Here is a 19,637-nt window from a genome sequence, read left to right on the forward strand (position 1 = left end):
TTCTTTGGCGCGACGATCACCGTGCGGTGGCCGGCCATCCGGCGCTTCGCGCTCCGGGTTCCCGCCTGCGCGGGAACGACGGGGAGGAGCGGAGGTCCCCTGCACGGCTTAACGTCGCGGCAGGTGGTGCGCGGTGCGGGACCGCGTTGGTGCTGCCCGAAAAATCGGGCCCGCCGCCGCAGGAGGCTACACAGCGAAGCGATGTGAGCCTCCGTACGTTTCATACTCCCGGCTTCTGTCCGAGCGGAGCGATTGCATGCGCAGCATGCAATCGCGAAGCGAGTTATGCGGGGCGGCGGCGGGCCCGATTTTTCGGGGAAGTCCGGCGCGCGAAGCCGCCGGACCTGCACCGTACGTGCATTCGCACGACTACGCCGCTTTCGGCGGCTCGGTCGCGGTCCCGCACCGCGCACCACCTGCCGCGACGCCCCCCCGGAAGTCGCCCTCACCCCAACCCTCTCCCGCAAGCGCGAGAGGGAGAGGAGTCAGCCCAAGGCGCCGAGATCCAGCGGCCACTCATTCCCGAGCCAGTACGCGAACTCCGTGTGGTCCCGCACCGCATCCCCGCTCAAGCCGTGCACGAGCACATCGAGCCCATTCCGATGCGACTCCAGCCAAGGAACCACCCGATCGAACTCCGACGCCGAAAACGCCAGCTGGCAGCTCCAGCGCGGATGCGGTCCCACGTTCTTTTCGTGCACGCGCCCGACCGCGACCTTGAACAGCCGCCCCGCCTCCTCGCACAAGGCGCGCGCCTGTGCCACCGTGGCCGCATCGAAGTACACGTGCGCGTGGTACGCGCGATGAACGTTTTCGGGGGCTCGTGCCATCGCGCGATTCTGGCCTCAATGCCCGTGCCGATGGTGCGCGTCCGGATAGTGCGGATGCGAATGCACGAGCGGCTCGTGGTGGTGCAGGTGGCTGTGCCGCGTGCCCGGCGGCACCGGCGGGACGTGCGCGTGCTCGTGGTGCTCGTCGCCCGCGCCATGCACGTGTTCGTGCACATGGTCCATGGGCACGTGGGCATGCCGGTGTTCGTGGCGCTCCGTCAGGTGCAGCCACACGCCGGCCGCCATCAGCGCGGCCGCCGCGCCGAGCTGCCAGTTCAGCGCGTCATCCAGCAGCAGCACGGCCAGCAGCGTGCCGAAGAAGGGCGCCACGGAAAAGTAGGCACCGGTGCGGGCGGTGCCCAGCGCACGCAGTCCCACCACGAACAGCACGAGGCTCACGCCATAGCTGACGAGGCCGAGCAGGCCCGCGGCGCCCACGACCGGCAGGGGCGGCCAGCTCGCGCCGAGCGCGAGCGCGAGCACGAGGTTGGTCGTGCCGGCGGCGAGGCCCTTGACCATGGCGATCCACGTCGCGTCGGCCAGCGACACCTTGCGCGTGAGGTTGTTGTCCACGGCCCAGGCGAGGCACGCCGCCAGCACGAGCAGGGCGGAGCGCGCCGAGCCGCCGCTGCTGCCCTCCCCGGGCCAGGCCAGCACCACGCCGCCGGCCACGATCGCACCCATTCCGAGCGCCACGCGGCGGTCGACGTTCTCGCGGAAGGCGAACCAGGCCAGCAAGGCGGTGAAGACGCCTTCGCCATTGAGCAGCAGCGAGGCCTGCGACGCCGGCAGCCCGGCGAGTCCCAGCATCAGCAGCACGGGCCCGGCCACGCCCCCCGCCATCACGGCGCCCGCCAGCCAGCGGGCTTCACCCGGCGCCAGCCGCACCGCGGGCTGGCCGCGCAGCCTGCGCCAGAGCGCCAGCCCGAGCCCGGAGCCGAGGTACAGCAGCGCGGCGAGCAGCCACGGGCTGACCTCGTCCAGCAGCAGTTTCGCCAGGGGCGCGGCCGCGCCGAACAGCAGCGCGGCGGCCAGGCTGGCGGCGATGCCGGGATGGCGCCAGCGCGCGATGGCAGGATCGGATGGCATGCTGGCGGGATGCTAGCCGGCGCGGTGACGCGGCGGCAGGGCCCACAATCCCGCCCATCCATGTCGCTGCACCACCACGACCCTCATCACGGCCACGACCACGGCCACGGCCACCGCCACGACCTGCCGGAAGGGCCGGTGCCGCCCGGGTACCGCCGCGTCCTCTGGATCGCGCTGGTCGCCAACGCGCTCATGTTCGTCGTCGAGATCGCGGCGGGGGTGAGCACCGGTTCGGTGTCCCTGCTGGCCGATGCGATCGATTTCTTCAGCGATGCCGTCAATTACGGGCTGTCGGTGGCCGTCCTGGCGATGGGCATCGTCGCGCGGGCGCGCGTGGCCGTGTTCAAGGCCGGCACCATGATCCTGTTCGGCGCCGTCGTCCTGGCCCGCGCGTTCTGGGCCGCGCTGCACGGCGCGGCGCCCGAACCGCTCACCATGGGCGTGGTCGGCGCCCTGGCGCTGGCGACGAACGTCGGCGTCGCGGTGCTGCTGTATGCGTATCGGGAGGGCGACGCCAACATGCGCAGCGTGTGGCTGTGCACGCGCAACGATGCGATCGGCAACGTGGCGGTGCTGCTGGCGGCGGCGGGAGTCTTCGGCACCGGCACCCGCTGGCCCGACCTGCTGGTCGCGACGGTGATGGCGGGGCTGGCGCTCTCCGCCGGCCTGAGCGTGGTGCGCCAGGCGCGGCGGGAGCTGGTTTCGAACGGGGCCTGAGGCGCTCAGCGCAGGATGCGCGCCACGATGAAGCCGGCGGCGAAGGCCACGCCCAGGGCGGCCAGCGGATTGGCGCGAACCTGTTCGCGCGCCATCGTGCCGTATTCCTCCTGCAGGCCCATCACGCGCTCGCTGCTGGTGCCGATCTTCTGCTCGAGCGTGTCCACGGCCTCGTGCAGGCTCTGGGCCATGCGGCGCACGCGGGTCGCTTCGCCGTTGAGGCCGCTCGCGCTGCTGCCGGAACTCTCGGCGCTGGTCGGGAACGGATTCTGGGTGGAGGTTTCGGCGTTCATGGGTCCTCTCTCGGTGTGAGTCGTTGATGATGCCGGCGCGCTGCCGGCGGAAGCTCCCACTGTAGGAAGCCCAGCGATAAGGCCCTGTCAGCATCTTCCGGATCGACTGTAGGATTTGTCCTGCGTCCATCCCGGGCCGGCGTTCGCATCCAGGGCGAGTGTGCCGCGGAACTCCGCCGCGCGGGCCCTTTCCAACGCCGGGTCGTCCACGAGGACGCGCCCCCCACGAGCAAGAAGGCATCCGATGAACGAGAACCCCACCCGCCGCAGCCTGCTGGCCGCCCTGGCAGCCCTGCCCCTCGCCTCGCTGGCCCAGCCGGAACCCCGGGTGCTGGTCGAGGTCTGGAAAGCGCCCGAGTGCGGCTGCTGCGAGGACTGGGTGAAGCACCTGAAGGCCAACGGCTTCGCGGTGAAGCTCACCAGCGGCGGCAACGACGCCATGCGCGCGAAGATGGGCCTGCCCGAGAAGCTGGCCTCCTGCCACACGGGCCTGGTCGGCGGCTATGCCATCGAGGGCCACGTGCCCGCGCGCGAGATCCGCCGCCTGCTCAAGGAAAGGCCGCAGGCCGTCGGCCTCGCCGTGCCCGGCATGCCCGTCGGCTCCCCCGGCATGGACGACCCCGTGTACCAGGGCCGCAAGGACCCGTACGACGTGCTGCTCGTCGCCAGGGGCGGCGCGACGAAGGTCTACGCCTCCTACCGCAGGGCCTGATTCACGCCACGCCCTGCGCGACGCCGCGGATCGCATCCGCCGAGCGCCGCAGGGCCGCCACCTCGCCGACGGCCAGCGGCACCTGCAGCACCCGCTGCACGCCGCCGCGGCCCACGATCGCCGGCAGGCTCAGGCACACGTCCTGCAGGCCGTACTCGCCCTGCACCAGCGTCGAGACGGTCAGCACCGACTGCTCGTCGCGCAGGATCGCCTCGATGATGCGCGTGAGCGCCGCGGCGATGGCGAAGTTGGTGGCGCCCTTGCGCTGGATGATCTCGTAGGCGGCGCGGCGCACGCGCTCGCCGATCTTCTCCATCTCCTCGGGCGCGCAGGAGGTGTGCGTCGCGGCGCAGTAATCCTCCAGCTTCATGTTGCCGACGGTCGCGGTGGACCAGGCGACGAATTCGCTGTCGCCGTGCTCGCCCAGCACGTACGCATGCACGTTGCGCGCATCGACTCCATAGTGCGCCGCCAGCTCGGCCCGCAGGCGCGCGGAGTCGAGCACCGTCCCCGAGCCGATCACGCGCCCGGGCGGCAGCCCCGACATCCTCAGCGCCGCGCAGGTGAGCGCATCGACGGGATTGGTCGCGATCAGCAGCAGCCCGTCGGGATTGGCGGCCACCACTTCGTCGAGGATGCCGCGCAGCACCTCGACGTTGCGCTGCACCAGCGCCGTGCGCGGCTCGCCCGGCCGCTGCGCCGCGCCGGCCGTGATCACCGTCACCGCCGCGCCGGCCGCGTCGCGCAGGCTGCCGGCCCGCACGCGCACCGGGCGGTGGAAGGGCACCGACTGCGCGATGTCCATCGCCTCGCCCTCGGCGCGGGCCAGGTCGGCATCGGCCACCACGATCTCGCGCACCAGGCCGGAGGCGGCCAGCGTATAGGCAAAGGTGCTGCCGACGCGGCCGGCGCCGACCACCGCCACCTTGCTTGCATCGTTCGTCACGCGGATCCTCCTGGCGAAGTCAATGCGCATGCTATGACGTCCGCGCAACGCGCGGGGGGGCAGTTGACGTGAGTCAAGCGGCAGGGCTGCGGCGCCCCCTTATCATGGCCTGCAACCGGTTTCCGCCCCCATGTCCACCCTCCGCCAACGGCTCCCCCGCTTCGCAGCCCTCGTGCTGCTGGTGTGGCTGTTCGCGACCGGCGCCGCCTTCGCGCACGCGTGCACCTCCAAGGTGTACCTCGATTGCGACCAGTGCTGTCCGGAAATGAGGGCGATCGAGGCCTGGAGCGAACCGCCCGCCGTCCACGTGCAGGCCGCGCAGCTTGCAGTGCCGCTGCCGGGGCCCGTCCTCCTTCCGCTGCTGGCCTGGATGCCTGCCGACGGGGCCCGCGCCTGGCCGGCCGCGCCGCCCGATCCCGGCGGCGGCCACGACATCCCGATCTTCTTCCTGAGGCTGGCGCTGTAGCGCCTGCGTGTCCGCACGCACCGCGGCGTGGCCCCAGGGCCGTGCCGCCCCGCGGCCTGTGCCGCGTCCTGGTCTCCGGAGATCCACATGCCTTCCTCCTGCAGCCGCCACTGGCTGCGCGCGAGCACCCTCGCGATCCTGCTGGCCGCGCCCGCCTGGGCGGCGGCGCAGGCCGACGCGCCCGGCGCCGACCTGCCCTCGCTGCTGCACTACGCCCGCCAGCACAACCCCGAACTCGCCGCCATGCAGCGCGAAGCGCAGGCGGCCGCGCAGCGGGTGCAGCCCGCCGGCGCCCTGCCCGACCCCGTCTTGCGGGTCGAGCTGATGAACGTGAACAACTACGGCAACGACGCCGGCTTCAACCTGCTGCCGTCGAAGGTCGGCGAGACCAAGTACACGCTGATGCAGATGATCCCGTGGTCCGGCAAGCGGGGGCTCAAGCGCGAAGCCGCCGCGGCCGATGCCCGCCAGGCCGAGGCGCGCGCCGGCGCGACCTGGGCCGAACAGGTGATGAAGCTGCGCACCGCCTTCGCCCAGTACTACCTGGCGGCGCAGAACGAGCGCATCACCGGCGAACTGCTGGAGCTCGTCACCCGACTGGAGCAGGTGGCGCAAAGCCGCTACGCCGGCGGCCTGGTGCCCCAGCAGGATGCGATCCGCGCCCAGCTCGAACAGACCGCGATCCGCGGTGAACTGATAGGCGTCGCCAACGACAAGCGGCAGCAGCGCGCGCGCCTCAATGCGCTGCTGGGGCGCGCCCCCGCGGCCACGCTGGCCGAGCCGCGCGAGCTGCCCTCGGTGGCCGCCGCGGCGCTCGAGCCGCAGGTGCTCGCCGAGCGCATGCGCACGGGCAACGCCACCCTGCGCACCGAGGCGGCCCGCCTGCAGGCGGCGCAGGCCAACCGCGAGCTGGCGCTGCGCAACCGCTATCCGGACTTCACCGTCGGCATCTCCCCCAGCCAGACGGGTTCGCGCATCACGACCTGGGGCCTGATGGTGGAAGTGAACATCCCCCTGCAGCAGGGCGTGCGCCGCGCGCAGGAAAGCGAGGCCGCCGCGATGGTCGAGGCCGCGCGCGCGCGGGCCGAGGCGGCAGCCGTCCAGGCCGCCTCCGACCTGGAGGAACAGCTCTCGGCGCTCGATGCGGCGCGCCGCAGCGAGGTCCTCATCGCCACCCGGCAGCTGCCGCAGTCCGAGCTGGTGCTGCAATCGGCCGTGGCCGCCTACGAGAACGGCAAGGTCGATTTCGCCACCCTGCTGGAAGCGCAGCGCCAGACGCGCAAGTCGCGGCTGGACCTGATCAAGGTGCAGGTGGAGCAGCAGATGCGCATCGCCGAGATCGAACGGACCCTGGGAGAACCGCTGTGAAGAACACCATCGTCATCCCCCTGGTCGTCGCCATGGCCGTGGCCGGCATCGCCGGCGGCCGCTGGTGGGAGGCGCGCCAGCAAGCGGGCGCGGCCGGCTCCACCCAGGCCAGCGCGGCCGGCCCCGTGGCCTCCGCCCCTGCGCCGCGCAAGGTCCTCTACTACCGCAACCCGATGGGGCTGCCGGACACCTCGCCCACGCCGAAGAAGGACCAGATGGGCATGGACTACATCCCGGTCTACGAGGGCGAGGACCAGGACCGCGGCGCGGCCCCCGCGGGCCAGGTGCGCATGAGCGCCGACAAGGTGCAGAAGCTCGGCGTGCGCGTCGAGGCGGTGGCCATGCGGCCGCTGGCGCGCCTGGTGCGGGCGAGCGGCCGGGTCGAGCCCGATGAACGCCGCGTGTACACGGTGACGGCCAAGTTCGAAGGCTACGTCGAGCGCCTGCACGTCAACGCCACAGGCCAGCCGGTGGCGCGCGGCCAGGCCCTGTTCGAGGTCTACAGCCCCGAGCTGGTCTCGGCGCAGCGCGAATACGCGATCGCGGTGCAGGGCATGCGGGCGCTCTCGGGCGCCGGCAGCGATGCCGCCGGCGGCATGAAGCAGCTGGCCGAGTCGAGCCTGGCGCGCCTGCGCAACTGGGACATCCCGGCCGAGCAGGTCGACGCCCTGGCGCGCAGCGGCGAGGTCCGCCGCACCGTCACCTTCCGCTCGCCGGTGGGCGGCATCGTCACCGACAAGAAGGCGGTGCAGGGCATGCGCTTCATGCCCGGCGAGATGCTGTACCAGGTGACGGACCTCGGCTCGGTCTGGGTCATCGCCGACGTCTTCGAGCAGGACATCGCCGCGATGCGGCCCGGTACCCGGGCGATGGTGCGCATCAACGCCTACCCCGAGCGCACCTTCCCCGGCACCGTGACCTACGTGTACCCCACGATGAAGGCCGAGACGCGCACGGTGCCCGTGCGCATCGAGCTGCCCAACCCCGGGCAGCTGCTCAAGCCGGCGATGTTCGCGCAGGTGGAACTGGCCGCCGGCAATGCGCGGCCGGTGCTCACCGTGCCCGACTCCGCGGTGATCGACAGCGGCACGCGCAGCGTGGTGCTGGTGCAGGTGGGCGAAGGCCGCTTCGACCCGCGCGAGGTGAAGCTGGGCGCCCGCGGCGATGCCTTCGTGCAGGTGCTCGAGGGCGTGCGCGAAGGCGAGCAGGTGGTCGTCGCGGCCAACTTCCTGATCGATGCCGAAAGCAACCTGAAGGCGGCGGTGCATTCGCTCGGCGGCCACCAGGGGCACGGCACGCCGGCGCTGGGCGCGGCATCTTCCGCCGCACCGGCAGCAGCGGGCGCGCCCGCGGCACCGGCGGCCGCCGGCCACAAGGGCCAGGGCACGGTCGACGAGTTCGACGCGAAGGCCGGCACGATCAGCCTGAACCACGGACCGATCGCCACGCTGAAGTGGCCCGCCATGACCATGGAGTTCAAGGTGGCCAACGACGGCCTGCTGCGGGCCGTGAAGCCCGGCGACAAGGTCGATTTCGAATTCGTGGAGCGGGGCCGGGGCGAATGGGTGATCACCTCGATCACGCCCGCCGCCGCTGGTCACGTGCACCGCTAGGAGCGCCCATGCTGTCCAGGATCATTGTCTGGTCGGGGCGCAATCCCTTCCTGGTGCTGCTCGCCACGCTGTTCGTGGTGCTGGGGGGCATGTACGCGGTGCTGAAGACGCCGCTGGACGCCCTGCCCGACCTGTCGGATGTGCAGGTCATCGTCTACACCGAGTACCCGGGCCAGGCGCCGCAGGTGGTGGAGGACCAGGTCACCTACCCGCTCACCACGGCGATGCTCGCCGTGCCCAAGTCGAAGGTGGTGCGCGGCTTCTCGTTCTTCGGCGCCTCCTTCGTCTACATCATCTTCGAGGACGGCACCGACATCTACTGGGCCCGCAGCCGGGTGCTGGAATACCTGAACTTCGCCTCCGGCCGCATGCCCAAGGGCGTGTCGCCGCAGCTCGGGCCGGACGCCACCGGCGTGGGCTGGGTGTACCAGTACGTGGTGCTGGCCAGGGACCGCACGCTGGCGGAACTGCGCAGCATCCAGGACTGGTTCATCCGCTACCAGCTCACCAAGGCGCACGGCGTCGCCGAAGTCGCGTCCATCGGCGGCTTCGTGCAGACCTACCAGGTCACGGTCGATCCTGCCAAGCTGCGCAGCTACGGCATCCCGCTGTCCAAGGTCACGCAGGTGATCCGCGACTCCAACCGCGACGTCGGCGGGCGCGTGGTGGAGATGGCCGAGACCGAGTACATGGTGCGGGGCAAGGGCTACCTGCGCGGCCCGGCCGACATCGAGCAGCTCGCGGTGAAGACGGAAGGCGGCACCGCCGTGCTGATCCGCGACATCGCGCGCGTCGAGCTCGCCCCCGACGAGCGCCGCGGCATCGCCGAACTCAACGGCGAGGGCGAAGTCGTCTCCGGCATCGCCATGGCGCGCTACGGCGCCAACGCGCTGGAGGTGATCCGCAACCTCAAGGAAAAGGTGGCAGAGATCTCCTCCGGCCTGCCCGCCGGCGTGACCATCCAGTCGGTGTACGACCGCTCGGACCTGATCTACCGCGCGATCGACACCCTCAAGCGCACGCTGCTGGAGGAAAGCCTGATCGTGGCGGCGGTCTGCATCGTCTTCCTGCTGCACGTGCGCTCGGCGCTGGTGGCCATCCTGATGCTGCCGGTCGGCGTGCTGATCGCCTTCATCGCGATGCGGCTGCTGGGCATGAACTCCAACCTCATGAGCCTGGGCGGCATCGCCATCGCCATCGGCGCGATGGTGGATGCGGCGATCGTGATGATCGAGAACGCGCACAAGCACCTGGAGCGGCTGCCCCCCAGGCACACGGCGGCGCAGCGCGCGGCCGCCATGCTGGAGGCCTGCATGGAGGTGGGACCTGCGCTGTTCTTCTCGCTCCTGATCATCACCGTCTCCTTCCTGCCGGTGTTCACGCTGGAATCGCAGGAGGGCCGCCTGTTCTCGCCGCTGGCCTACACCAAGACCTTCTCGATGGCGGGCGCCGCGCTGCTGTCGGTGACGCTGGTGCCGGTGCTGATGATGCTGTTCATCCGCGGGCGCATCCTGCCGGAGGCGAAGAACCCGGTGAACCGCTTCCTGATCTGGATCTACCGTCCCGTCATCTCCGGCGTGATGCGCTGGAAGAAGATGACCATCGTGGCGGCGCTGCTGGTGATGGGCGCCACGCTCTATCCGGCCCTGCGCCTGGGCACCGAGTTCATGCCCACGCTCAACGAAGGCACGCTGCTGTACATGCCTTCCTCGCTGCCCGGCATGTCCATCACCAAGGCCGCCGAACTGCTGCAGACGCAGGACAAGATCATCAAGAGCTTCCCCGAGGTCGCCTCCGTCTACGGCAAGGCCGGCCGCGCGGCGACGGCCACCGACCCCGCGCCGGTGGAGATGTTCGAGACCGTGGTCAACCTCAAGCCCGAATCCGAATGGCGGCCGGGCATGACCACCGACAAGCTGATCGCCGAACTGGACAAGGCCCTGCAGTTCCCGGGCGTGTCGAACGCGTGGACCATGCCGATCAAGGCCCGCATCGACATGCTGTCCACCGGCATCCGCACGCCGATCGGCATCAAGGTCTTCGGCAAGGACCTGGCGGAGATGGAGAACGTCGCCAAGCAGATCGAGAGCGTGGTCAAGACGGTGCCCGGCACCACGTCGGCGTTCGCCGAGCGCATCACCGGCGGCTCCTACCTGAACATCGAGCCGGACCGGGCGCAGCTCGCGCGCTACGGCCTGTCGGTGGGCGAACTGCTGGAGGTGATCGGCACCGCGCTGGGCGGCGACATGGTCACCACCACGGTGGAAGGGCGCGAACGCTATGGCGTCACGGTGCGCTATCCGCGCGACCTGCGCTCCACCCCGCAGCGCATCGAGCGCGAGGTGCTGGTGCCCACCATGGACGGCCGCAACATGATCCCGCTCGGCCAGGTGGCACGCGTGGAGGTCGCGCGCGGCACGCCCGGCATCCGCACGGAGAACGCGCTGCTGTCCGCCTACATCTTCGTCGACATCCGCGACCGCGATATCGGCTCCTACGTGGCCGAGGCGCGCAAGGCGGTGGCCGAGCAGGTGAAGTTCCCGCCCGGCTACTACGCCACCTGGAGCGGCCAGTTCGAGTACATGGAACGCGCCATCGAGCGCATGAAGATCGTGGTGCCGATCACGCTGCTGACGATCTTCATGCTGCTGTACCTGAACTTCCGGCGCCTGACCGAAACGCTGATCGTGATGCTCTCCGTGCCCTTCTCGCTGGTGGGCGGCGTGTGGCTGATGTGGATGCTGGGCTACAACCTGTCGGTCGCGGTCGCCGTGGGCTTCATCGCGCTGGCAGGCGTGGCGGCCGAGACCGGCGTCGTGATGCTGATCTACCTGGACAACGCCTGGAGCGAGGTGCGCGCGAACTGCGCGATGGAGGCGCGCACCCCGCGGGTCGCCGACCTCTACGGCGCGATCATGGAAGGCGCCGTCGAACGCGTGCGGCCCAAGATGATGACGGTGGTGGCGATCATGGCCGGCCTGCTGCCGATCATGTGGGGCACGGGCACCGGCTCCGAGGTGATGAGCCGCATCGCGGCGCCCATGGTGGGCGGGATGATCTCGTCGACGGTCCTCACGCTCGTGGTCATTCCCGCCATCTACGGCCTTGTCAAGGAATGGGAGCTGCGGCGGCAGTTGCGCCAGGCGGCCACGGCGCCGGCGCCGGCGCTGGCGGCTGCGGAATAGGCGGCTCCACGGGACTCCGACTGCTGTCGCCGAACACCACTCACCTGCTGGCCGAAACCCGGCTGCATGCAGCAGTTTGGCTTCGCTCCGACAGCGCCCTGGCACCAGCCGCGAAAATGGATCGGAACTGATATCCGACAATCGGATCCATCCTGCGTCGGCGCTCCGAAGGCGCCATCCGTTTAAAGTTCAACGAATCCGAATCCGAGGGGCCCCCCATGAAGAACCGAATCCATTTCCTCGCCGCCGCCCTGTCGCTCGCCGCCATGTCCGGCGCCTGGGCGGCCGGTGAAGCCGCCAAGCAACCCGCCGCCGCTGCGGCCACCGCCATGACCGCCGGCGAAGTCCGCAAGATCGACACCGCCGGCGCCAAGGTCACGATCAAGCACGAGCGCATCGCCAACCTGGACATGGACGCCATGACCATGGTGTTCCGCGCGACCAAGCCGGAGCAGTTGAAGAACCTCAAGGCCGGCGACAAGGTGCGCTTCCGCGCCGAGTCCGACAAGGGCGCGCTGATCGTCACGCACATCGAGGCGGCGAAGTAAGCCCGCGGCTCACTCCTTGCGCACGCAGGACCAGGTGAGCAGCGCCGCGAAGGCGAAGCCCACCGTGGGCAGCACCGGCAGCCCCAGCGCCTCGAGCCCCGGGTGCTGCACCAGCAGCCAGGCCGAGGCCACGTAGAGCCCCAGCGCCGCCACCGCGGCGGCCAGCCGGCGCGACGGATCGGTGCGCGAACGGGCCCGCTCGTCGCGCCAGGTCCGCGCCTCGAAGCCCTGCGCCAGCTCGCGCAGTTCGTGCACCATGCGCCCGAGGCTGCGCGGCGCCTGGCGCGCGAGCAGCAGCGACTCGAACTTGAGCCGGTCGACCGGCACCACCGGGTTGCCGGCTTCGGCTTCCTGCAGCACGGCGCCGGCGCGCGTGAACAGGCCCTGCACCAGGTTGAACCCCGGGTCGAGCCGGCGCACGTTGGCTTCCATCAGGAACATCGCCCGCATCAGCACCAGCAGGTGGTGCGGCATGCGCATGCTGTGCCCGTGCCCCATGCGCGTGACGCGCATGAACACCTCGCCGAAGGACCATTCGCCCAGCGGCCGCCGGGCGTAGTCGCGGATGATCTCCTCCTGCCCCATGCGCAGGTGCTGGCGGTCGATGTGGCCGGCCAGCACGCCGAGATCCAGGAAGGCATCGAGCACCCAGTCGGCGTCCTGCTGCGCGAAGGCCAGCATGAAGGCGACGAGGTTCAGGCGCGTGCCGCGGTCCAGGAAGCCGACCAGGCCGAAATCATGCAGGCAGATGCGGCCGTCCTCGCGCACGATCAGGTTGCCCGGGTGCGGATCGGCGTGGAACACGCCCTCGTGGAAGAACATCCACAGGTAGGCCTCGACCAGCGCGCGGGCCAGGCGCGGCCCCTGCGCGGCCAGCGCCGGATCGTCGATGCGGCGGCCCGGCACCATCTCCTGCACCATGACCCATTCGGTGTAGAGGCCGTCGATCACCGCCGGCACGGTGATCTCCAGCGAGCCGCGGAAGATCTCGCCGAAGCGCTGGTTGTTCATCGCCTCCTGCCGGAAGTCGATCTCGTGCGCCAGGTTGCGCGCCAGTTCGTCCACCAGGTCGTAGGGGCGCAGGCGGCGCGCGGAAGGCATCAGCCACAGCACGCTGCGGATGAACCAGCGCAGGATGCGGACGTCCTGCTCGATGGTGCGGCGGATGCCCGGGCGGCGGATCTTGACCACCACGGCGCGGCCGTCGGGCATCGTGGCGTGGTGCACCTGCGCGATCGAACCGGCGGCGAAAGGCTGCTCCTCGAAGGAGGCGAAGACCTGCTCGATCGGCCCGAGCGAGCGCTCCACCTCGCGCCGGGCCACGGCGGGATCGAAGGGTTCGACGTGGTCCTGCAGCCGCTGCAGCTCCGCCACGTATTCGTCGGGCAGGAACTCCCGGTGCAGGCTCACGCCCTGCCCCAGCTTGACGAAGGTGGTGCCCAGGCGCTCCAGCAGGCACGCGAGCCTGTGCGCGGGCGAGACGCGGGGCCGGCGCAGCCCGAGCTGCACCGTGGCCCACCACAGGAACTGGCCCCACAGGGCAAGGTTGATGCGAAGCAGGCGCGCGGTGATGTGCATCGCGCTTCAGCCCCCCGTCATCACAGGGTCACCGCCTGCAGGTGTTCCGCCACGGTGCAGGACCAGCGGTGGCGCTCCTCCAGGGCCAGGCGCAGGCTGTCGGCGGCGACCGGCTCCCCGTGGGTGATGAACAGGCGCTTCGGCCCGCGCGGCAGCCGCCCCGCCCACGCCAGCAGTTCCTCGCGGTCCGCGTGGGCCGACAGCGAGCCCAGGCTCACGACCTCCGCGCGCACCGGAACGTAGGCGCCGTGGATCTTGATCTCGCGCGCGCCCGCCACCAGCGCCGCGCCGCGCGTGCCCGCCGCCTGGTAGCCGGCCAGCAGGATGGTGTTGCGGCGGTCCGGCGCGAAGGCCTTGAGGTGGTGCACCACGCGGCCGCCGGTGGCCATGCCGCTGGCGGAGACGATCACGGCGGGGAAGCGCAGCTCGTTGAGCTTGCGCGACTCCTCCACGCTGTTGATCACGCGCGCGGTCTGGCACATGGCCTGGCATTGCTGCGCGTCGAGCCGGTGCTCGCCGCGGTGGCGGTGGTAGATCTGCGTGACGTCCGCCGCCATCGGGCTGTTCAGGAACACCGGAAGATCCGGGATGCGGCCGGCGCGCCGCAGCTGCCCCAGCAGGTACAGCAGCGCCTGCGCGCGCCCGACGGCGAACGCCGGCACCACCACGATGCCGCCGCGCGCCGCCGTGCGCTGGACGGTCTCGGCCAGCACCGAGGCCACGTCCTCCTTCGGGTGCTCCCGGTCGCCGTAGGTCGACTCCATCACCACGTAGTCGGCGGCCGGCGGGGCGGCCGGGGCGCGCATCACGGTGTCGTCGTCGCGCCCGAGGTCGCCGGAAAAGAGCACCGAGCCGCCGTCCCAGGCGACGTGGACGCTGGCCGCCCCGAGGATGTGGCCGGCCGGACTGAAGCGCACCTCGAGCCCGGGCACGGGCTCGAAGGCCGCGCCGAATCCCTGCGGCTGCAGCAGGTGCAGCACGGCCCGCGCGTCCTGCTCGGTGTACAGCGGCAGGGCCGGGTGGTGCTTGGAGAAGCCGTGCCGGTTGGCATAGAGCGCGTCTTCCTCCTGCAGGTGGCCGGAGTCGGGCAGCAGCAGCGCCGCCAGTTCGGCGCTGGCCGCGGTGCAGAAGACGGGGCCGTGGAAGCCCTGCTTCGCCAGTGCCGGCAGGTAGCCGCTGTGGTCGATGTGGGCGTGCGTGAGCACCACGGCGTGCACGTCGCGGGCCGCCACGGGCAGCACATCCCAGTTGCGCAGGCGCAGCTGCTTGAGGCCCTGGAACAGGCCGCAGTCGACCAGCACGCGTCGTCCGTCGTGCTCGAGCAGGTACTTGGAGCCGGTCACCGTGCCGGCGGCACCGAGGAAGGTCAGGCGCATGGGTGGTCTCTCCTCGACAGATTGGCCCGCACGGCCGGTCGGGGGCTTGACGCTTGTCAAGCAGGCTGCAGGCCGGGCGCCGCCAGCCGCCGGGCGAGGCGGAATCGCACACGCATGGAAGAGATTCCTGCCCCTAGACTGCGCGCAAGGAGAGCGCCATGTCACACGAGAAGTACGAGGACTACCAGGAGTGCATCGCCGCCTGCCACGCCTGCATCGTGGCGTGCAACCACTGCGCCGCCTGCTGCCTGCAGGAGGCGCACGTGCAGCACCTGGTGCGCTGCATCGCGCTGGACACCGACTGCGCGCAGGTGTGCCAGCTGGCGCTGTCCTTCATGGCGGGCGGCAGCGACCACGTGCCGCCCGTGTGCCGCGTGTGCGCGGACGTCTGCGAGGCCTGTGCCGACGAGTGCGCCGAGCACGACGCCGACCACTGCCAGCAATGCGCGGAAGCCTGCCGCCGCTGCGCCCGGGCCTGCCTCGCGGTCGCCGGCTGAATCAGCCCCAGTACGCCTCGGAGGCGTAGCGCCGGATCATCCGGTGGCTGTTGAAGTACGAGCCGTTGCGCGCGATGGCCGACTTCATGATCATGGACCACACCGGGCCCTGCTCGTAGAAGGTGGGCAGCACGGTGTGCTCCAGCTTCTCGTACAGCGAGGCCGCGTGGCGGTGGGCTTCCTGGTCGCCGCCGTCGATGCCGATCGCCCAGCCGGTGATGCCCTCTTCCCAACCTTCGATCCACCAGCCATCCAGCACGCTGAGGCTGGGCACGCCATTGAGCGCCGCCTTCATGCCGCTGGTGCCCGAGGCTTCGAGCGGCGGCTGCGGCGTGTTCAGCCACAGGTCCACGCCCGCGACCATGCGGCGGGCCACCTCGAGCCGGTAGTCGGGGACGAAGACGACGGGAATGGTGGCGGCCAGCTCCCGGGCCCACAGGTGCAGCTGCTCGATGTGCCGGTGCCCGGGCTGGTCGTGCGGGTGCGCCTTGCCGGCGACGATCACCTGGAAGGGGAAGCGCCGCGCGATCGAGCGCATGCGCTCCAGGTCGGAGAACAGCAGGCCGGGACGCTTGTAGTCCGTCATGCGGCGCGCGAAGCCGATGGTGAAGCGCGCCGGATCGAGGCGCGAGCCGCCCTCCAGCCCTGCCACCGATTCGAGCAGCGCCTGCTTGGCCTGGTGGTGCGCCGCCGCGATCTCCTCCTGCGGGATGCGCAGCGCCCGCACCAGCAGCTCCGGCTCATGCACCCACTGGGGGATGTAGCGGTCGTACAGGCCCTGGAACGGATCCGAGGTCCAGCGCTGCGCGTGCACGCCGTTGGTGATCGCGTGCACCTCGTAGCCCGGGAACAGGGCGCGCGAGGTTTCCGCATGGCGGCCCGCCACGCCGTTCACCCAGCCGCAGGTGGCCAGCGCCAGCCGGGTCATGTTCAGGCGCTCGGGGCCGCCGAGCGCGCGCAGGATGCGTGGGTCGACCAGGCCGCCGAGCCACTGCTCCGCCAGCGGATAGGCGTAGCGGTCGTGGCCGGCTTCGACCGGCGTGTGGGTCGTGAACACGCAGTGGCGGCGCACTTCCTGGATCGCCTCGTCCAGCAGGGGCCCGCTGGCTTCGGCGGCGCCGAGTTCGCGCAGCAGCTCCAGCGTCAGCAGCGCCGAGTGGCCCTCGTTCAGGTGGTACTTCTGCACCTTCAGGCCCAGGGTGCGCAGCATGCGCACGCCGCCCACGCCCAGCACGATCTCCTGGCGCAGCCGGTAGGTGGTGTCGCCGCCGTACAGCCAGTGCGTGAGCGTGCGGTCTTCCTCGTTGTTCTCCGGCAGGTCCGTGTCCAGCAGGATCACGGGCACGCCCATCGGGGCGCGCCGCGCCGAGGGCACGTCGTACTGCCACGCGCCCAGCCACACGTCGCGGTTGCCCACGCGCACCACCACCTTGTAGGGCAGGCGGCGGCAGCGCAGGGCCGGGTCCCAGTGCTCGGGCCGCTCGACCTGCGCGCCGTCCTGGATCTCCTGGCGGAAGTAGCCGGCCCGGCTGGCGAGGGTCACGCCCACCATCGGCACGCCCAGGTCGGCCGCGCTGCGCATCATGTCGCCCGCCAGCACGCCGAGGCCGCCGCTGTACGTGGGAATGCCCTCCTCGAGCGCGATCTCCATCGAGAAGTAGGCGATGACCGGTAGAGTTGTTCGTGTCGGGCTCATGGCACCGGATGGTAGTTCGGTTGCCCCCGGCGGGGGCTCGGGCGTTGTGCGGATGCCGCTTCCCCCTGCCGAGCAGTGCCGCGCCCCGACCATAATTGCCCCATGATTTCATCCATCACGGAAGTGGCGGGCATAGCGGTCGGCCACTTCACCGATCCGCGCCGGCCCACCGGCTGCACCGTGGTGCTGGCGCGCGGCAGCGCGGTCGCCGGCGTGGACGTGCGCGGCGCCGCGCCCGGTACCCGCGAGACCGACCTGCTGCATCCCGCCAACACCGTGGAACGCGTGCACGCGGTGCTGCTGGCGGGCGGCAGCGCGTGGGGCCTGGACGCCGCGAGCGGCGTCATGCGCTGGCTCGACGAACAGGGCATCGGCCTGGAGGTCGGCCCCGCCCGCGTGCCCATCGTGCCTGCCGCGGTGCTGTTCGACCTGCCGCTGGGCGACCACCGCATCCGCCCGGATGCCGCCGCCGGCTACGCCGCCTGCCAGGCCGCGGCGCGCACCGCGCCGCAGGAGGGCAACGTCGGCGCCGGCGCCGGTGCCGTGGTGGGCAAGGTGTTCGGCCTGCAGCGCGGGATGAAGGGCGGCATAGGCTCCGCTTCGGTCACGGTCGACGGCGTGACGGTCGGTGCGATCGTCGCCTGCAACGCGCTGGGCGACGTGCTCGATCCCGAAACGGGCGAACTGCTCGCCGGCGCGCGCAGCGCCGACGGCCTGCACCTGTTCGACACCCGGCGCGCGCTGCTGCGCGGGGAAGTGCCGCGCCCGGTGATCGCCGGCACCAACACCACGATCGGCGTCATCGCCACCGATGCGGTGATCACCAAGGCCCAGGCCGCGCGCCTGGCCACCGTCGGCCACGACGGGCTGGCGCGCGCGATCAATCCGGCGCACACGGTGTTCGACGGCGATACGCTGTTCGCGCTCGGCACCGGCGAGAGCGGCCGCAGCCCGGGCATGGTGACGCTCGCCACCATGGCCGCCGAGGCCTGCACGCTGGCCGTGGTGCGTGCGGTGCGCGCCGCGCGCGGCATCACCGTCGACGGCCTGCAGCTGCCCGCCTGCGGCGAACTCGCATGAAGGCGGTGCGTGTCTTGCGCTACACGCTGGTGTCCATCCGCGACCTGCTGATCTCCGCCGGGCCGATCGCGCTGCTGGCGGTCGGCCTGCTGGTGCTGGCGTACTGGTGGCTGGACCCGAACCCGCCCAAGCGGGTGACGCTGGCCACCGGCCCGGCCCAGAGCGCCTACGACGAATTCGGCAAGCGCTACCAGAAGGCGCTCAAGGCCTACGGCATCGAGGTGGTGCTGGTGCCCAGCGAGGGCTCGCCCGCCAACCTGCGCCTGCTGCGCGCCGGCAAGGCGGACCTCGGATTCGTGCAGGGCGGCAGCAGCGAGCGCAATGCGAACGAGGAAAGCGGCATCGTCTCGCTCGGCAGCCTGTTCGTGGAGCCGGTCTGGCTGTTCTACCGCGAGGAGGCGGCGAAGAAGATCCCTGGCGGCGCGCTGAACTCGCTGACGCAGCTGCAGGACCTGCGCGTGAACATCGGCGCGCGCGGCAGCGGGGCGCCGGGCATCATGCGCCGGCTGCTCGAGGCCAACGGCATGGACCTGGCGAAGATGAAGGTCACGCGGCTGGACCAGACGGCGGCGGCGATGGGCTTCCTGGCCGGCGAACTCGACGCGATCGTGTTCGCCTCCGCGCCGGAATCGCTGATGGTGCAGATGCTGCTGCAGACGCCGAGCGTCAAGCTGATGGACTTCACGCAGAGCGAGGCCTATTCGCGCCGCATGCCCTTCCTCACCCCGGTGGTGCTGCCGCGCGGCATCGTCGACCTGGCGCACGACCTGCCGCCGCAGGACGCGCGCCTCGTCGCCACCACGACGTCGCTGCTGGCGCGCGAGTCCACGCACCCCGCCTTGCTGCAGCTGTTCGCGCAGGCGGCGCGCGACCTGCACGGCCCGGCCGGCTGGTTCAACCGCGCGGGCAGCTTCCCGAACATCGAGCGCACCGAGTACCCGGTGTCGCGCGAGGCCGAGCGCACGATCCGCAGCGGCCAGCCTTTCCTGCAGCGCTGGCTGCCGTTCTGGCTGGCCAACCTCATCGAGCGCATGTGGCTCGCGCTGGGCATCATCCTGGCCGTGCTGCTGCCGCTGTCGCGCATCGTGCCGCCGCTTTACCAGTTCCGCATCCGCTCGCGGGTGTTCCGCTGGTACGGGCAGCTGCGCGACATCGAGAACCGCCTGCATGCCGAGCCGCGCAACGCCGTCGAGGTGGTGCGCGAGCTCGACGCGCTGGACGACCGCGTCGGCCGCATCACGGTGCCGCTCTCGTACGCCGACGAGCTCTATGCGCTGCGCAACAACATCGATGTCGTCAGGCGCAAGGCGCTGCAGGAGCCGGTGGGCGCGGCATGATGGGTTGATCTCCGCCCGGCCACCGCCGGGAGCCGTGTCCGGTGGGCGTTCGCGCAACTCGGGCCGGACCAGTCCGTGGCTGTCCGTCTCAGCGACTGTCCCCCGGCGCGGATGAGAACCGTTGCCCGTGCTGGCATTGCGCCCGCGCCTCCTCCTTAATGTCGCTGAGCCGGACAGCCACGGACTGGTCCTGCAGCGTGTCGATTGCAACAGTGCGGCTTCGCTTGGCGCCGTCGCCGACCTCGAGGCGAGCTCACCGAGGGACAGTGCGCTCGCATCCGCGCGGGGGAGGACCAGGGCGTGACC

16 protein-coding genes and 2 pseudogenes are annotated in these 19,637 nt (G+C 71.1%); 11 read left to right on the forward strand and 7 right to left on the reverse strand.

The genetic code is table 11. The features are described from left to right. Nucleotides 1–485 precede the first annotated feature (485 nt). Nucleotides 486–830, reverse strand: a complete 345-nt coding sequence (locus WG923_RS30000; RefSeq protein WP_340354709.1) for a DOPA 4,5-dioxygenase family protein — start codon at nt 828–830, stop codon at nt 486–488. 15 nt (nt 831–845) lie between these two features. Next, nucleotides 846–1,919 carry an EamA family transporter gene (locus WG923_RS30005; RefSeq protein WP_340354710.1) on the reverse strand — a complete coding sequence of 358 codons (1,074 nt, stop codon included), beginning with the start codon at nt 1,917–1,919 and terminating at the stop codon, nt 846–848. A gap of 60 nt (nt 1,920–1,979) precedes the next feature. On the opposite strand from WG923_RS30005, the gene WG923_RS30010 reads away from it, so the two are divergent. Further along, nucleotides 1,980–2,636, forward strand: a complete 657-nt coding sequence (locus tag WG923_RS30010; protein WP_340354711.1) for a cation transporter — start codon at nt 1,980–1,982, stop codon at nt 2,634–2,636. A gap of 5 nt (nt 2,637–2,641) precedes the next feature. On the opposite strand, the gene WG923_RS30015 is transcribed toward WG923_RS30010, so the two are convergent. Continuing rightward, the gene (locus WG923_RS30015; protein ID WP_340354712.1) at nt 2,642–2,929 is read right to left on the reverse strand and encodes a hypothetical protein; all 288 of its coding nucleotides are present in this window, start codon (nt 2,927–2,929) and stop codon (nt 2,642–2,644) included. Nucleotides 2,930–3,173: 244 nt separating this feature from the next. Here WG923_RS30015 and WG923_RS30020 point away from each other — a divergent pair, with 244 nt between their 5' ends. Beyond that, nucleotides 3,174–3,641, forward strand: coding sequence for a DUF411 domain-containing protein (locus tag WG923_RS30020; protein WP_340354713.1), 468 nt, complete (start codon nt 3,174–3,176; stop codon nt 3,639–3,641). A 1-nt stretch (nt 3,642) separates the two neighbouring features. On the opposite strand, the gene WG923_RS30025 is transcribed toward WG923_RS30020, so the two are convergent. Then, a complete protein-coding gene (locus tag WG923_RS30025) occupies nt 3,643–4,587 on the reverse strand; it encodes an L-lactate dehydrogenase (RefSeq protein WP_340354714.1) in 945 nt (314 codons plus the stop codon). A 130-nt stretch (nt 4,588–4,717) separates the two neighbouring features. Here WG923_RS30025 and WG923_RS30030 point away from each other — a divergent pair, with 130 nt between their 5' ends. The 6 genes and pseudogenes from WG923_RS30030 (at nt 4,718) to WG923_RS30050 (ending at nt 11,767) form a co-directional block, all read left to right on the forward strand. Continuing rightward, nucleotides 4,718–5,053 carry a hypothetical protein gene (locus WG923_RS30030; RefSeq protein ID WP_340354715.1) on the forward strand — a complete coding sequence of 112 codons (336 nt, stop codon included), beginning with the start codon at nt 4,718–4,720 and terminating at the stop codon, nt 5,051–5,053. 87 nt (nt 5,054–5,140) lie between these two features. Next, a pseudogene (locus WG923_RS30460) lies at nt 5,141–5,794 on the forward strand (TolC family protein); the annotation flags it as partial. A gap of 117 nt (nt 5,795–5,911) precedes the next feature. Beyond that, nucleotides 5,912–6,421: pseudogene (locus WG923_RS30465) on the forward strand (TolC family protein); the annotation flags it as partial. Beyond that, nucleotides 6,418–8,034 (forward strand): efflux RND transporter periplasmic adaptor subunit, encoded by a 1,617-nt coding sequence (locus tag WG923_RS30040; RefSeq protein ID WP_340354717.1) that lies wholly within the window; start codon nt 6,418–6,420, stop codon nt 8,032–8,034. The pseudogene WG923_RS30465 and the gene WG923_RS30040, both read left to right, overlap by 4 nt. A gap of 8 nt (nt 8,035–8,042) precedes the next feature. After that, nucleotides 8,043–11,219 (forward strand): efflux RND transporter permease subunit, encoded by a 3,177-nt coding sequence (locus tag WG923_RS30045; RefSeq protein WP_340354718.1) that lies wholly within the window; start codon nt 8,043–8,045, stop codon nt 11,217–11,219. A gap of 218 nt (nt 11,220–11,437) precedes the next feature. Continuing rightward, entirely contained in the window at nt 11,438–11,767 is a 330-nt protein-coding gene (locus WG923_RS30050; RefSeq protein ID WP_340354719.1) for a copper-binding protein, read from the forward strand. Between the two features lie 9 nt (nt 11,768–11,776). On the opposite strand, the gene WG923_RS30055 is transcribed toward WG923_RS30050, so the two are convergent. Further along, complete coding sequence (locus tag WG923_RS30055) at nt 11,777–13,345, reverse strand: ABC1 kinase family protein (RefSeq protein WP_340354720.1); 1,569 nt, start codon at nt 13,343–13,345, stop codon at nt 11,777–11,779. Between the two features lie 20 nt (nt 13,346–13,365). Then, the gene (locus WG923_RS30060) at nt 13,366–14,721 is read right to left on the reverse strand and encodes an MBL fold metallo-hydrolase (protein ID WP_340354721.1); all 1,356 of its coding nucleotides are present in this window, start codon (nt 14,719–14,721) and stop codon (nt 13,366–13,368) included. Nucleotides 14,722–14,879: 158 nt separating this feature from the next. On the opposite strand from WG923_RS30060, the gene WG923_RS30065 reads away from it, so the two are divergent. Then, a complete protein-coding gene (locus WG923_RS30065) occupies nt 14,880–15,218 on the forward strand; it encodes a four-helix bundle copper-binding protein (protein ID WP_340354722.1) in 339 nt (112 codons plus the stop codon). Between the two features lies 1 nt (nt 15,219). Here WG923_RS30065 and glgP read toward each other — a convergent pair whose 3' ends face one another. Then, complete coding sequence (gene glgP / locus WG923_RS30070) at nt 15,220–16,914, reverse strand: alpha-glucan family phosphorylase (RefSeq protein WP_340354723.1); 1,695 nt, start codon at nt 16,912–16,914, stop codon at nt 15,220–15,222. Between the two features lie 102 nt (nt 16,915–17,016). On the opposite strand from glgP, the gene WG923_RS30075 reads away from it, so the two are divergent. Both WG923_RS30075 and WG923_RS30080 read left to right on the forward strand, forming a co-directional pair. Continuing rightward, nucleotides 17,017–17,994, forward strand: a complete 978-nt coding sequence (locus WG923_RS30075; RefSeq protein WP_340354724.1) for a P1 family peptidase — start codon at nt 17,017–17,019, stop codon at nt 17,992–17,994. Further along, a complete protein-coding gene (locus tag WG923_RS30080) occupies nt 17,991–19,331 on the forward strand; it encodes a TAXI family TRAP transporter solute-binding subunit (protein ID WP_340354725.1) in 1,341 nt (446 codons plus the stop codon). Before WG923_RS30075 ends, WG923_RS30080 begins: the two co-directional genes overlap by 4 nt. Nucleotides 19,332–19,637 lie beyond the last annotated feature (306 nt).

Source organism: Ramlibacter sp. AN1133 (genome assembly GCF_037890035.1).
Lineage (GTDB): Bacteria > Pseudomonadota > Gammaproteobacteria > Burkholderiales > Burkholderiaceae_C > Ramlibacter.